General features: G+C 59.0%; 13 protein-coding genes. 6 read left to right on the top strand and 7 right to left on the bottom strand.

From position 1 onward, the window contains the following. The first annotated feature begins 86 nt into the window (after window positions 1–86). From rsmG to VFQ24_09885, 4 genes are all read left to right on the top strand, one after another. The gene (rsmG, locus tag VFQ24_09870; GenBank protein ID HET9178647.1) at window positions 87–713 is read left to right on the top strand and encodes a 16S rRNA (guanine(527)-N(7))-methyltransferase RsmG; all 627 of its coding nucleotides are present in this window, start codon (window positions 87–89) and stop codon (window positions 711–713) included. 151 nt (window positions 714–864) lie between these two features. Further along, the gene (locus VFQ24_09875; protein ID HET9178648.1) at window positions 865–1,671 is read left to right on the top strand and encodes a ParA family protein; all 807 of its coding nucleotides are present in this window, start codon (window positions 865–867) and stop codon (window positions 1,669–1,671) included. Continuing rightward, window positions 1,619–2,470 carry a ParB/RepB/Spo0J family partition protein gene (locus VFQ24_09880; protein HET9178649.1) on the top strand — a complete coding sequence of 284 codons (852 nt, stop codon included), beginning with the start codon at window positions 1,619–1,621 and terminating at the stop codon, window positions 2,468–2,470. Before VFQ24_09875 ends, VFQ24_09880 begins: the two co-directional genes overlap by 53 nt. A 59-nt stretch (window positions 2,471–2,529) precedes the next feature. Next, window positions 2,530–3,201 (top strand): hypothetical protein, encoded by a 672-nt coding sequence (locus VFQ24_09885; GenBank protein HET9178650.1) that lies wholly within the window; start codon window positions 2,530–2,532, stop codon window positions 3,199–3,201. Between the two features lie 55 nt (window positions 3,202–3,256). On the opposite strand, the gene VFQ24_09890 is transcribed toward VFQ24_09885, so the two are convergent. Both VFQ24_09890 and VFQ24_09895 read right to left on the bottom strand, forming a co-directional pair. Next, the gene (locus tag VFQ24_09890; GenBank protein HET9178651.1) at window positions 3,257–5,485 is read right to left on the bottom strand and encodes an FdhF/YdeP family oxidoreductase; all 2,229 of its coding nucleotides are present in this window, start codon (window positions 5,483–5,485) and stop codon (window positions 3,257–3,259) included. Window positions 5,486–5,696: 211 nt separating this feature from the next. Beyond that, entirely contained in the window at window positions 5,697–5,891 is a 195-nt protein-coding gene (locus VFQ24_09895) for a hypothetical protein (protein ID HET9178652.1), read from the bottom strand. Between the two features lie 297 nt (window positions 5,892–6,188). Here VFQ24_09895 and VFQ24_09900 point away from each other — a divergent pair, with 297 nt between their 5' ends. Further along, window positions 6,189–6,887, top strand: coding sequence for a hypothetical protein (locus tag VFQ24_09900; GenBank protein ID HET9178653.1), 699 nt, complete (start codon window positions 6,189–6,191; stop codon window positions 6,885–6,887). Window positions 6,888–6,890: 3 nt separating this feature from the next. Here the strand turns inward: VFQ24_09900 and VFQ24_09905 are convergent, their stop codons facing one another. The 4 genes from VFQ24_09905 to VFQ24_09920 all read right to left on the bottom strand — a co-directional run bounded on the left by VFQ24_09905 (window position 6,891) and on the right by VFQ24_09920 (window position 10,296). Further along, window positions 6,891–7,520 (bottom strand): hypothetical protein, encoded by a 630-nt coding sequence (locus VFQ24_09905; GenBank protein HET9178654.1) that lies wholly within the window; start codon window positions 7,518–7,520, stop codon window positions 6,891–6,893. A gap of 80 nt (window positions 7,521–7,600) precedes the next feature. Continuing rightward, a complete protein-coding gene (locus VFQ24_09910; protein HET9178655.1) occupies window positions 7,601–7,852 on the bottom strand; it encodes a DUF433 domain-containing protein in 252 nt (83 codons plus the stop codon). A 59-nt stretch (window positions 7,853–7,911) separates the two neighbouring features. Beyond that, window positions 7,912–8,697, bottom strand: coding sequence for an ADP-ribosylglycohydrolase family protein (locus tag VFQ24_09915; protein ID HET9178656.1), 786 nt, complete (start codon window positions 8,695–8,697; stop codon window positions 7,912–7,914). Window positions 8,698–8,946: 249 nt separating this feature from the next. Further along, a complete protein-coding gene (locus VFQ24_09920) occupies window positions 8,947–10,296 on the bottom strand; it encodes a hypothetical protein (protein ID HET9178657.1) in 1,350 nt (449 codons plus the stop codon). A 260-nt stretch (window positions 10,297–10,556) separates the two neighbouring features. Here VFQ24_09920 and uidA point away from each other — a divergent pair, with 260 nt between their 5' ends. Then, window positions 10,557–12,506 carry a beta-glucuronidase gene (gene uidA / locus VFQ24_09925; GenBank protein ID HET9178658.1) on the top strand — a complete coding sequence of 650 codons (1,950 nt, stop codon included), beginning with the start codon at window positions 10,557–10,559 and terminating at the stop codon, window positions 12,504–12,506. 160 nt (window positions 12,507–12,666) lie between these two features. Here the strand turns inward: uidA and VFQ24_09930 are convergent, their stop codons facing one another. Continuing rightward, complete coding sequence (locus tag VFQ24_09930; protein ID HET9178659.1) at window positions 12,667–13,743, bottom strand: YXWGXW repeat-containing protein; 1,077 nt, start codon at window positions 13,741–13,743, stop codon at window positions 12,667–12,669. Window positions 13,744–13,956: the final 213 nt, after the last annotated feature.

The following is a 13,956-nucleotide window of genomic DNA, read 5'->3' on the forward strand; positions in this document are numbered from 1 at the left end:
GGGCGCCAAGCCGTAGCCCTGTCCTTCAGTCGGACAGGAGTCGGGTAAGTTGTCAGACGTCCTGGCCTAAACTACAATATCTCCCAATGCTCGATCAAGTTCGTGTTCGGGAGTTGCTGGCACCCTTTGACCTCTCTCTCTCCGCGGAAGCGGTAAACAAACTCCTTGTCTATCTTGACCTGCTCATCCGATGGAACCGGAAGATTAATTTGACCGCCGTCGAGGCTCCTGAGGAGTGTGTTACAAGGCATTTCGGGGAAAGCTTTCTGGCTTCGAAGACAGTCCAGTTAAGCGGACGCCTGCTCGATATTGGTAGCGGTGCAGGTTTCCCTGGACTTGCTATTAAGCTGATCAGCCACGACCTCGACGTAGTTCTACTGGAACCTGTCGCAAAAAAGAGGGCCTTCCTGAAAGAGGCCGCCAGAGTCTGCGGCATAACAGGGGTTCAGGTTCTAGGCACCAGGATTGAGGAGTTTGCGCTCGCGCAAGAGTCGCAATCTTTTGATGTGATAACAGTACGGGCAGTAGGTGGTCTAGGATCCCTGATTCGTAATGCTGAGGTGCTGCTGAAATCCGGAGGCCATTTTTGCCTCTGGGTTGGGCGGCACCAGGTTACAAAAATAAGAGATGCCACTCCTGATTTTCAATGGCAGGAGCCGCTCGCGATCCCGATGAGTCATGGAAGATGTATTCTGACAGGAATCAGAAGGTGAGCAGGAGACCCTTCGCACCGTGGTTTGTTGGAGATGCATCGAGATTGGCGGAGCCAACCATCCATAGTTCCACGTGAAACAGTGGATTTTGCTTGCTCTCACTATTCCGGTCTGATAGCTTTTATCCCACGCGGGTTGAAACGAGAGAACCATGGGACGTGTCATAGCTATTGCCAATCAGAAGGGCGGCGTCGGTAAGACAACGACCGCAATCAATCTCGCCGCGGCACTCGCCTCCCTGGACATGTGGACGCTGGTGATCGATTGCGATCCCCAAGGAAATACAACCAGCGGCTTTGGATTTCCAAAGGATCCCTCGCGGCGCTCCCTCTACCATTCGCTGGTTCTGGATGCCCCTCTGATAGAACTCATCGTGCCCGGGCCCTCCGAGGGCATACAGTTGGTGCCGTCGGACAAAAACCTTGTTGGCGCCAACGTCGAGTTGGTTTCCAGATCTGGCAGGGAACAGGTCCTTCGCGAAAAACTTGCTCCCCTTCGTGACCGTCATAACTATACTTTGCTCGACTGCCCTCCCGCACTCGACCTACTTACGCTCAATGCCCTCGTGGCTGCGGATTCGGTTTTGGTTCCCATTCAGTGTGAGTACTTTGCTCTGGAAGGTGTTTCGGAACTGCTTGATACGCTGATACGGATTCGGCGGATGCATAATCCTAAACTGGCCATCGAAGGAATACTTCTGACAATGTTCGACGACAGGACAAATCTGTCACACCAGGTTCGCGACGATTTGAAGGATTTCTTTGGCGATCAGGTCTTCGAGACCATGATCCCCCGAAATGTCCGACTAGCTGAGGCGCCAAGCCACGGAAAGCCGGTGTTGCTGTACGACCCGGATTGTCGTGGCTCAGAGAGCTATATTAAACTAGCTAAAGAGGTTATAAGCCATGACCAGAAAGGCGTTGGGGCGAGGATTGAACGCTCTATTGCGGGAAACTGAGCCGCCGCCAGCTTCCGCGGGGCTTGAGCAGATTCCGCTGGATCTCATCGATCCCAATCCCTTTCAGCCACGCACCCTGTTGTCAGCGGACGGTCTGGACGAGCTCGCCAACTCTATCCGCTCCAGCGGGCTGATCCAACCGATCGTTCTTCGCCCAGTCGGCGAACGCTACGAATTGATTGCAGGCGAACGGCGATGGCGGGCAGCGAGCAAGGCCGGCCTTGAGCAGATCCCGGCAATTGTCAGAGATATCGACGATAGCGAGGCGCTTGAGCTGGCGCTGGCTGAAAACCTCCTGCGCGAAGCACTCAATCCCATCGAAATCGCGCGGGCCTATGAACGGCTCCAGCAACAATTCCATCTGACTCACGAGCAGATCGCCGAGCGGCTGGGTGTCAATCGCTCGACGGTAACCAACACGCTCCGGCTGCTGGGCCTTCCACCGGCCGTACAATCCCTCCTGATAGAAGACAAGCTCTCCGCAGGACACGCGCGTGCTCTTCTGGCCGTGACCTCGCCGGATGCTCAAAAACAATTGGCAGAGGAGGTGATCGAAAAAAATCTTTCGGTCCGAAACCTGGAGTCGCTTGTTGCCTCCCGTACTCGCCCACTTGAAAGGCAGGAGAAAAAGCCATCGCCGAAGGTCGATCCGAACCTGCGATCGGCTGTCGTTGAACTGGAACGCGCTCTGGGAACGCGGGTAAAAGTTGTGGGAAGTGAGCGGCGGGGGAAAATTGAGATCAGCTATTTCTCAGCCGATGACCTGACACGTATTTATGATTACATAATGCGAGTTTAGGATATGATGATAAATTAGATAATGATAATTCTTGATCCAAGGCTGCGCTGAGTTACGCGATGGAACCGAGGGTCGTTGACTTTGAAGCCGGGTTAGCTATGAGGGCTGTCGTCATCGGCGGACATTCACGCAACATCGGCAAGACCTCGGTGATGGCAAAACTGATCCGGCGTGTGCGGCCGCCTGAGTGGGCCGCCGTAAAGATCACGCACTTCGGGCACGGCGTCTGCTCTCTTGACGGCGAGCCGTGCTCCTGCGACCCGGGAGAGCACGGATTTGTGCTCACCGAAGAGCGCGAGCGTAACGGACGCAGCGACACGCGGCGGTTCCTCCAGGCTGGGGCCCGGCGCTCGCTGTGGCTGCGCGTCCGCCAGGGACAGCTTCATCGCGCCGTCCCAGCGCTTTTGCGGGCATTGCGCCGCGAGGAGTGGGTGATGATCGAAAGCAACAGCATCCTGGGCCATATTGATCCTGCGCTTTATCTGTTTGTTCTCGACCCTTCGCGGAGCGATTTCAAAGCCTCGGCACGGAAATACCTGGAAAAAGCTGATGCGCTGGTCACAATTGGATCTTCGCTTTTCAATCACCCCTGGCCCGATATTGACGCCGGTCTGCTCAGCAATAAACCAGGCTTTCACCTGGCGCATCCCGACGAGACCAGTGATGATCTCATACGCTTCGTCCGGCAGAAGCTGAATCTGGACGGTGCTGCGCTCTCCAGCCCGAACTGAAACTGTCTGCTGGCAACGAACCCGCTGTGATTAACTGCCGTAGCCTAGCCTCGGTCTACCTCCTTGATACTTCCACCACGGCGTTGTAATCCGGCACGCCGCTCTCGTCCAGCCGCCCGGAAGGGACCAGCGCGTTGCCTTCGGGCCAATGCACCTGCAGGCTTCCAGGCTTAACGCGATCAATCTTCACCCGGCCGCGGAGCCGCCCGTATTCATTTCTCAGGACCACCCTATCGCCGGCCCGCAGCGCCAGCCGAGCGGCGTCCTCGGCTGCCATCAGGACGTCGTCACGGCGCGCTCCGGTCAGCGGGTCGGCATTATCATGGACAATGCTGTTGAATTGCATGCCGCGCCGCGTGCTCACCATGAACTTTCCCTTGGGGACCTGGTCCTGAGGCAAGTCCACGGCTGAAAAATAGCCCTTGCCGCTCGGCGTCCCAAAGCTATCGGCCAGCAGGCGCGGCCCGCCGTACTGGAAGCTGTCGCCCTTCCGCCTGAGATTACCGATGCCGTGATAGGTGGGACAGATGCGATCGATTTCCTCGCGGATATCTGCCGTGTCCTTCCACGGGAAGGCTTTTGCGGCGCTTTCGGGGTCCATATGGCGCGCCAGCAGGACCGGAATTTCCCACTCATCGCGCGCCTCACCCGGGCGCGGCCCGGGAATTTCCGGACTGTAGATCACGCGCCGCTCGGTGCTGGTCTCGGTGCCGCCGCCGCGTTGTTCATACCGGTTGCGCGAGGGCAGCAGCACCACGGTTTCTCCGGGATCGACCAGCATGGTGGGGTTTACCAAGATGTCCTGATGAACGCGCAGCCGCAGGCGGGCCAGGGCCTCCCGGACGCGCTCCGGCTCCGGCAGAGTGTCCATGAAATTCCCGCCGCTCTGCCACAGCATATCGATCTCGCCCCGCTCGGCGCCCAGCACCATTTCCGCTGCGCCCATGCCCTTCCAGGCGGGCGGCCGAAAGCCCCAGAGATCTGGGGAAGCAAAACGATCGGCGTTCTCCTCATTCACCGGAAATCCCATGACGTAGGCGGAAGGCATGGCGCCCATTTCCGCCCCGCCTTGCACGCCGCTGTGTCCCCGAATGGGCATCAGGCCGGTCTGCGGCCGTCCCACGTTTCCGCGCGCCAGTTGCAGATTTACAATGGCGCGCACGTTGTCGCTGCCATAGCGATGCTGCGTAACGCCCATGCTCCAGACGATAATCGCATGCCGGGCCGTGCCGAAAGCCTGGGCAAAGCGAAGCATGTCCGCCCGCGTCAGCCCGGAGCCGCGTTCCAGATCATCCCAGCGCAGGCCGCGGGTTTTCTTTTCAAGCGCGCGCCAACCCGTCGTACGTTCGTCAACAAAGTTGCGGTCCACCCAGTCGTTCTCAATCAGCAGCTTGAGCACGCCGTAAAAGAAAGGAATATCACCGCCGGGCAGGACCTGAAAGAAGTCGTCCGCGAGGCGCGTTCCAAACAGCGCGCTCTCCGTAACCGAGGGAATCCAATATCGCTCCATGCCGGGCTCGCGATAGGGATTCACCACAAAAATCCTGGTGCCCGCCTTCTTCGCGTAGTAAAGATACTTGGTAGCCACCGGCTGGTTGTTGGCCACGTTGGTCCCCACAAAAACCACCAGGTCGCTGCCAATCCAGTCACTGTAGCTGCACGTGGTGGCGGCGCAGCCCACGGTGGCCTTCAGCGCTGAGGTGCTCGGAGCGTGGCAGATGCGCGCGCTGGTGTCGATATGGTTGGTCCCGATAAACCGCGCCACTTTCTGGTGCGCGTAATAAGCCTCATTGGTAAGGCCGCGGGAAGTGAGATACCAGGCCAGGCCGCGCGGATCGGTCTGGCGCAGCTTGCTGGCGATCACCGCCATGGCCTCGTCCCAGGTGACTCGCCGAAAGCCTTTCTCGCCCCGCTGCCGTACCATCGGCACGGCCAGCCGCCCCAGGCGCCGCAAATCCTGCTCGCTCTGGTTTTGAAGCGCCCCAACATTTTCCAGCAGGCGCCAGTCCATGGCCGGCATGGTGTTCAGCCGCAACAACCGCAGCCGCACGGCGCACAGATGGATGCCGCTCAGGGTCCAGTCGCGCATCCCTGTGGTTCCCAGCGCGCAACCGTCGCAGCAGCCGTCGTTGAGGATCCGCCAGGCGTACGGCAGGCTGGCGCGGTTCTCCCAGATGGCCTCCAGAATGTCCTTGTAGCCGTTCGGATGTTGCTGGTTCAGCCCGTATGGCACCAGGCTGACCCAATCCTTCGGATTCCAACCCTTCAGACGCTCTCTTCCCATGGACTTGCCCAGGTTGACCGCACATTAAACCATAGATTGGCAGGAGTTGCACCGCCCAGGAAGTGAGCGGCAGCCGCAAGGGTGGTTGGCCCCCAATCGAGGTCGGATGGTCAGCTTAAATTTCTCACCAGGCCCGTTTTTGGCACTTCTTTATTTTCAATAACATGGCCCGCTTCGTTTTTCGGTTCGTTCCGGTTCGTTTTTTCCACTGCTACGTGCTTTCAACAACTTCTCCGCTTCGTTTTAGGTTCGTTTCCGGTTCGTTTTTTGGCAATTTCCCTTTGTTTTCAACAACCTCTCCGGTTCGTTTTTCAAAAAACGTATTTTTTTGTCCCATTCGTCTCAAAAACCAGTGTAGGAAATGGCTTTTTTTGACCTCAAAAATTGGCTCTTTACCGGCACCCATTCGTCACCCGCCACTGAGAAGACCGCCGGGCCAACCACGGACCGCACGCCACAAACACCGCGCCTCAATCGCTGATCCTGCATCGCAACCTTCGCTGTTTAACCTGGCAGGTTTTGCCCGCCCCTCGACAAGACGCGACCCGGCCCCGCCCCTTACCAGGAAGCACTATTGAGACTATCACGCTAGCCGACAAAAGTCAAGCAAATTCGGCGGGTCATCGCTTCAGAGGTGTTCCGGACTGAATAGGCATCCTGCCGAACCTACAACCGGTCGATAGTATTAACAATCATGACACAGATGGAGTTAGAATACTTTGGGTTCGACAATTCAATGGCCACTCTACTGATATCCGAAAGCCCGAAAGCGAGGGAATACGATCCGATTCCATCCGTGTGGGACGGCGAAGATGCTGAACTGCTCGAAAGGATGTTGGAGCTCTATCCTCGCAAGCGGCCACGGCGGATCTTAGATGCGACCGTGAATGGCGGCCGCTTCTGGAGGGGCAGCGAACGTCCCGTCATCGGCATCGATCTTGAAATCAAGCATAGGCCGTCCATTGTGGCTGACAATACAGCCATGCCGTTCAGGAACAGATTCTTTGACGTGGTGGTGTATGATCCTCCGCACATCCCTAACCAGGGACGCGACAAGCAGAAGGATTTTCAACACCGCTTTGGTTTGGGTGGAAGATCACCGAAAGAACAAGGCTACACATTCACACACACCTACCCGCCGTTCGTTGAAGAGGCCTATCGCATTTTGAAGGATGAGGGCGTCCTATTCTGCAAGATTGCTGATTACGTCCACCACCACCGCTACCAGTGGGCTCATGTCGAGTTGGTTCGGTCGGCGAAAGATGCAGGGTTCCAGCCGTGTGACTGCATCGTCAAAATTCGTAAGGGCCCGATCATTGATCCCAAGTGGAAGGTGGCCCATCACAGCCGCCGCCAGCATTGCTACTGGCTGGTGTTTCGGAAGTCCACTAAGTGCGAATAGGCCCTACCGACGCACTTCCCACGATTCCAGCAGAACGCAATGCCGAACGCCAAGTCCTCTTATCGAGCACTTACCGTCAGAAGCGTCAAAATGAACTCGGCAAATCTTTCCACCCTGGTCTAGAACATCAGCTCCAAGGCTCTGCCTGCCCGCTCGGTGGCCAACTGGCCCCAGATTGGCAGCAGCAACCAGCCGAAGTTTCTCCACTGGTATTTCAACAAGTTGGTATTGTATGGCCTGCGGGTCCCATACAGCACGAAGCATCAGGATGACATCGTACCTCGAAAGGTGATCCATCACCCGCTCGACCAGCACGCGCGCCTCCCATGGTTCACGCTCAGTTGTGCAGAGTTTCGCGATCGTAATCTGGTCCAGCTTTGTGCTGTCGCCGGTTTCAGTCTTGAGGGAAATTCTCACGTTCTCTACTAACAAATCGTGACGGGGCTGATTTTTGCCTCCTGGCTCGATGACGGCCACCGGCTTCCTGATTCGCTTAAATGCCTCTTCAACCAACGCCTCGAAATAGATTCCCTGTGGCGGAGTTTGCGGGTAGATGGATTGGTGTACGCCGATCAGCCCTCGGAGGGTTACGATGAAGTCCGCGGTGAAGATGTGGCGGTGGTGGTTCGGCATAACCGCCGCATTGTATCAAGCCACATCTGAAGGAAGAAGCATAAAGAACATCCCGCGGGAGGATGGCAACCGTCCAGATATTATGGGATTCTGTGTAGTTGCTTCCACCACGCCGAACCGTCGCGCAACATCTCGGCACCATAGACGATCCAGGCGAGAACGCCGACTTCTTCGAGTCCGGGACACTCCTGGAGAATTTCGCTGGTGTTCATCCCGCCGGCCAGCAGGTCAAGAATGAGTGACACCCAGAGTCGATGTCCCCGGACGCATGGCTTTCCGAAACAGACATCCGGATTGATCGTGAATCTCGAAACCAGTTCTTCACGGGCCATAGGATCCTATCTTTCCCTGGGCACAATATAGCACACCTTCCACTGCTTGCCTGCCGCGTTCACCCACGGTTAGTCGAAAGAGCGAACTGCTTGCGGAATTGCTGGACTGTTGCCGCCAGTTGGCCGTCGAGCCTGGACGCGGCTTGCTGCACCAGGTCGTCAGGGACGCCGCCGTAGAACGCCTCGGCCACTCCGCCGGTGATGCAAGCCAGCGTGTCAGCATCCCCGCCAAGAGAAATGGCGTTACGGACGGCATCTTCATAGTCTATCGATTCCAGAAATGCAATCAGGGCCTCCGGGACGGTCCCCTGGCATGTTTCGTTGAACTTGTATGACGGCCTGATCTGGTCGAGCTTTCTGCCAAGGTCGTAACCGAACCTCGACTCGATTTCACCCCTGATCTGTTTCTTTCCTTTCCCCATCCGCGCCAGGAATACGGCTGCGGCTGTCGCCTGCGCTCCGCGAATTCCCTCCGGGTGATTGTGGGTGACCGCCGCGCTGCGCTCAGCCCAGCCCAGCACTTCCTCCATTGCCGCGAATGCGAAGCCCACGGGGCTGGCGCGCATGGCGGCGCCATTGCCAAAACTGTTGTAGGGTTCGCGCAGACGATTGCGGGCCCACTGCCCATACATGCCTCCGTAACCACGCCCTGGATAGGCCTGAGTGTATTCGTGCAGAATATCGGTCAGATTACGCCCGCTCATGATCCAGTCAGCAACAGCCACGGTGAGGACAGTGTCGTCTGTAAAAGTTGACAGGGTAACAAAAAGAGGAAAGTCCTTGGTCTTCGTCCCGCTAAACTCGTGAACCGAACCAATTATGTCTCCAACAATTGCGCCAAGCATCCGCGGCGGCCTCCAGGAGCAAAAGAATACCACGGCGACAGCGCGTAGCACGGGCGTATTGGTACCAGCCTGCGGCGCTCACGTTGCGCTTTTCACGATCAGATGCGTCCTCCGAACTTGTCGGGGAGACTCAGATTTTCGTGATTTTCAGGGTCTGCGGGCGTTCTTCAGGAATTTGCTGGTGGGAAGGCCCTGGCGCGGGGGCTTTGCTCGAACTTGAGCATTGCCGCCCGCGCCAAGCCTTTTCAGTTACCGCCGAAAGTGGGGAGGATGGTTGTTATTGTCTTTGTTGTCGTTTCCGCCCCCACGACGGCCTTCATTTGGATTGGACTGCCGCTCCTGCCCGCCGCGGCCTTCATTGGGGCGAGCCTGAGGCTGGCGGGATTCACGCTGATTTCGCTGGGCCTGAGGCGGCTGCGACTCGCTGGGATTGCGCTGCATCTCTGGCGGCCGATTGTTCCGGTTCATGGAAGGTTCGTTCCGTGGCTGCTCCGGAGCGTTGCGGCCTTCATTCGGGCGCGCCTGAGGCGGCTGTGCTTCCGGCCGATTGCGCTGAACCTCTGGCGGCCGGTCATTCCGGTTCATGGAAGGTTCATTCCGTGGCTGCGCTGGAGCGCGGTTTTCCATCCGCGGGTTTGCGGGCGCAGGGCTCGGACTGTTAACCACAGGACCCCGCTCGACAGGAGCCGGCTGGGACCGCCTGCCCACCTGCCCGTTATTCACTTGGCGAGGCGGTTCCTTATATGGAGCTCCGGCTCGGCTCGCCCGCACCGCCCCCTGGCCCTGGAACTCGCCCGGCCTTGCCGTCGCTGCAACAGCCGGACGCCCGTGATTTTCACGCGCTCGCTGTCCGGGATCGTTCCGGGCAAACTGTTCCTGGTCCACTTGCTGGTTCACGGCCCCGGAGCGCCGGCTGCGTTCGGCCGAGATTTCCGCAGTGGTGGGACGTGCATCGATTCCGCCTCTGCCGCCGTTGTAGCTGATGCGTGGACCGTTTTGGTTCACAACCACCCTCTCGTTGTACACGTTCACGATGTTAACGTTGGTGATGTGGGTGACTTCGCGGTTGTAGAAAAACCGGTCGCCGCGCCATTGTCCACCGTAGTAGCCGCGGCCCGGGTAGCCGTAGCCGTAGTCGATTCCTCCGTAGAAGCCGACCTCTGGCCCCCAGTAACCCGGATACCAGATGTAGCCGCTGTTATACCAGCCCCAGTACCCCGGCGTCCAAAGCGCGCCTACAAAGGGCGCAACCAACCAGGTGCCAGGCACCCAAAAGTAGCCGTAGTCCGGGTCCCAGGCCCAATACCCCGGCGTCCAGATATAGCCAACCGACGGGCAAGGCGGCTGCACATAAACGGGGATCGCCGGTGGGCCGAAACTGACAAAAATACCGACCGAAGCGGACGATTTTGCCGGCGCCGCCAGCATTGCCAGCACCAAAAGCAGCGAGCCGATCAGGCCCGAAACCATTGACCGCCGCATCCACACGCTATGCGCCCTCTTGCTGGGCTCAGCCGTGACACCTGGCGTGCCCAGGGTTTTATCCGGCGCTACTGCGCTGAAGTTAAACTCGCCGATGGTGATCTTCTCTTCTCTCATCGAAGCACCTCCTAAGGCACTTCCTTGAATTCATGCTCTCCCCATCTGTAAGCAACCCTGTGCCCACTTTCCGAGCCAATCGGGCTACCTGCCAGTTCCCAGACTGGTAGACGTAGATGTATGGAGCCTGGTTTCATAAACCGTCCGGTCAGATTACACGGTTAACGTAAAATTTACATTCAAAATCCCTCCTTATTTGAAACAAGACACTTTGCATCCGTCTCTTTCGCGGTGTACACTTCCGGCACCGAGGAGGAGCCATGGACAATGTGGAGGGCATCAGCAGAAGGGACTTTCTGATGAGCGTTGGGATTGCCGGGGGCGCGGCGGCGGCCGGTACAGGACCACTGTCAGCCGCAAGTCTTGTTCCAGAAGCGCCGCAAGACGACGCGCCGGCAGAAGCCGAAAAATCGGGCTTACTGGGCGCCATGCGGCCGCAGCAGAACCAGTTTCGCAACCTGATGGATCTTTCGGGCTTCTGGCAATTTCAGCTTGACCCGAAAAGCGAGGGCGAGCAGGCCAACTGGAAGGACGGTTTGCCCTCGCCGCGCGTGATTCCGGTTCCCGCCAGTTGGAACGACTTGTTTGACGACGCCGCCAACTACCTCGGCTACGCCTGGTACTCGCATGAGGCGTGGATTCCCACGGCGTGGCAGGGCCAGCGGATTTTCCTGCGGGTCTATTCCGTCAACTACGCTGCCAAAGTATGGATGAATGGCGTCCTGCTGGGCGAGCACCTGGGCGGGCATCTGCCCTTTGCGTTTGAGGTCTCAAGCCACGCGCGCCTCGGCGCTCCCAACCGCATTGTCATCCGCGTGGAGAATCTGCAGAAGCCCGATCGTGTTCCGCCCGCCAATCCGCCTGGTCGTCGCGGCTTCTTCAACGGTTTCCCCGACACCACCTATGACTTCTTTCCTTATGCCGGCATTCACCGGCAGGTGGCGCTCTACACCTGCCCCCAGACGCACATCGAAGACATCACGATAACCACAGAAATTAGCGGCCAGGACGGCGTCATCAAGATAGCTGCGCGGGCGAGTGACGGCTGGAGCGGCAACGGGCGTGCCGTGGTCGAAACCGGGTCCGGCGGCGCCCCTGCCACGGCAGACATGAAGTACTCAAATGGCGAAGCGCATGCGGAACTGAGGCTGCCGGCGGCGCGATTCTGGTCTCCCGATCATCCCCATCTCTATCCGCTCACCCTGGAATTGCTGGAGGCTGGAAAGCCGGCCGATGCTTACCAGCTTGAAATCGGCGTCCGCACCTTCACCGCCAGCGGCGAGCAACTGCTGCTGAATGGTAAGCCTATAGAGCTGCGGGGATTTGGCAAGCACGAAGATTTTCCCTTGCACGGCAAGGGACTCGACCACGCGCAACTCGTTCGGGATTATGAGCTGCTGAAGTGGGTGGGCGCGAACTCTTACCGCACGTCGCACTACCCCTACTCCGAAGAAGCCATGGAACTGGCCGACCGCTACGGCATTATGATTATTGATGAAATCCCGGCCGTGGGATTGAACTTCTCTGAGAACGAAGCGTACATCCAGGCCTGGACAAAGATGGCCAGCAGCCAGCTTCGCAGCCTGATCGCGCGCGACAAGAACCATCCGAGCGTCATCATGTGGTCCGTCGCCAACGAGCCCGGCGCGGGCCGTCCGCTCTCTGGCCAGACGGCTGGCCAGAGCGCCGTCGCCGCCGGCGATGGTTACTTTAACCAGTTGGTGGGGCTGGCCCATAAGCTCGACGCCACGCGTCCCGTCACCTTCGCCGCCGTGCAGGGCGGACCGGCGGAATGGCTGGCGCACGTGGACGTGGTGGCGCTCAACCGCTATTACGGCTGGTACACCCTGGGCGGCCAGCTCGACGCAGCGATCCAGGCGCTTGCCAAAGAACTGGACGCGCTGCACGCTTCCTATCCAAAGCCCACGATCTTTACCGAGTTCGGGGCGGAGGCCCTGCCGGGCTCGCACGGCACGCCGGCGGAAATGTGGTCGGAAGAATATCAGGCGGAAACCATCAGCCGCTACCTCGACGTTGCGGCCCAGCGCTCGATGGCGGGGACCCTGATGTGGTGCTTTGCGGACTTTAAAACGTCACAGAGCATCATCCGCACCAACGGCATGAACAATAAAGGCGTCTTTACGCGCGACCGGCACCCCAAGCAAGCCGCGAACATGCTCCACGAGCGGTGGCGAGGGGAAGGCGTTTAGTGTAGTGCGTCAGCGATATTGGCGCTTGTGGCCCCCACCTTCAGGTGGGCACGTGCCGAGCTAGAGCTCGGCGCTGCATGGGCAGGTCCTGCTTGTGCGCGAGCGCGCGGGTGCTGTGCCGGGCTCAGGCATGGCAACCCGCGTCGCTGCGCTCGCGCAACTAGTGGCGACCGCCTCGCCCACCGTGGTTGTTTCCCCCACCGTGGCCGTTTCCTCCGCCGCGCATTTCATGCGGCGCAGAATTGCCATGCTGCTGCGGCGCGGGGCGGTTCTCAACCCGGCGCACTTCCTGCGGCCGGGCCTGTGGCTGGTTGCGCTCAAAAGAACGCTGCTGGTTGTTGGTGTACGCGGGCCGCTGGTTCACCCGCTCAACGGGAGCACGGTTATCAAAGCGTGCATTCTGTTCTGCGGGGCGCGAAATTTCGCGGCCGCGCGTTGTTGGCGAAGGCCCGCTATGCGGAGCTCCGGCCCGGTCGGCGCGAACAGCATCGCGTCCATGGAACTCTCCCGCCCTCGGCGTTGCCGTTACTTCCGGACGCCCGTGATTAACGGAGGCCCGCTGCATGCGGTCTGACCGCGCAAACTGCTGCTGCCGCATCTGCTCGCCAACGGGACCAAACCGCCGGCCGCGCTCAGCCGACAGTTGTTCGCGCGTGGGGCGGGCATTGATGCCACCCCGGCCACCGTTATAGCTGACGCGGGGACCCCTTTCGTTCACCACCACCCTTTGGTTGTAAACGTTTGTGATGTGGACGTTGGTGATATGGTTCACCTCGCGGTTATAATAATAATTTCCGCCGCGCCAGTAGCCGCCGTAGTAGCCGTGGCCGGTATAGCCAAACCCGTAGTTAATCCCTCCGTAGAACCCGACCGAGAGTCCCCAATAACCGGGATACCAGCGATAGCCGCCGCCATAAAAGCCCCAATAGCCCGGAGTCCAAAGCGCGCCGACAAAGGGCGCAGTCACCCAAGTGCCCGGCACCCAGTAGTATCCCGAAGCCGGGTCCCAGGCCCAGTAGCCAGGCGTCCACATATATCCAGGAGCCGGACAGGGCGGTTGCACATAAACCGGCAGCGCCGGCGGACCGAAGTTGACAAAGATTCCCACGCTCATCCGCGCAAACGACGGCGCAGGGGCCGCTGCCATCGCCAGCATCAGCAGCAGCGCCCCAATCAGTCCCGCCACAACAGGCCGCCTGCCCGCATGGCTGATGCTTTCGAGTCGGATCTCATTCATGTTGTGTTTTCTCACCACGCACCTCCAGCGTTTGACCCCGGCCCCGGCAAATTTATCCGCCGTGCTCCTTCGCAAGCCTCCCTCCATTCCGACCGGGATTTGGCAAGGTACTGATTCGACAAGTAATGATAGTGATAATGGAGCGCACGCCTGAGAACCTGGCACGGCAAATTTCTCCGAGGCGAAGTAAAACTTACCTCACCGCAAGTACTT

Source organism: Terriglobia bacterium, from assembly GCA_035712365.1.
Taxonomy (GTDB): Bacteria; Acidobacteriota; Terriglobia; order UBA7540; family UBA7540; genus SCRD01.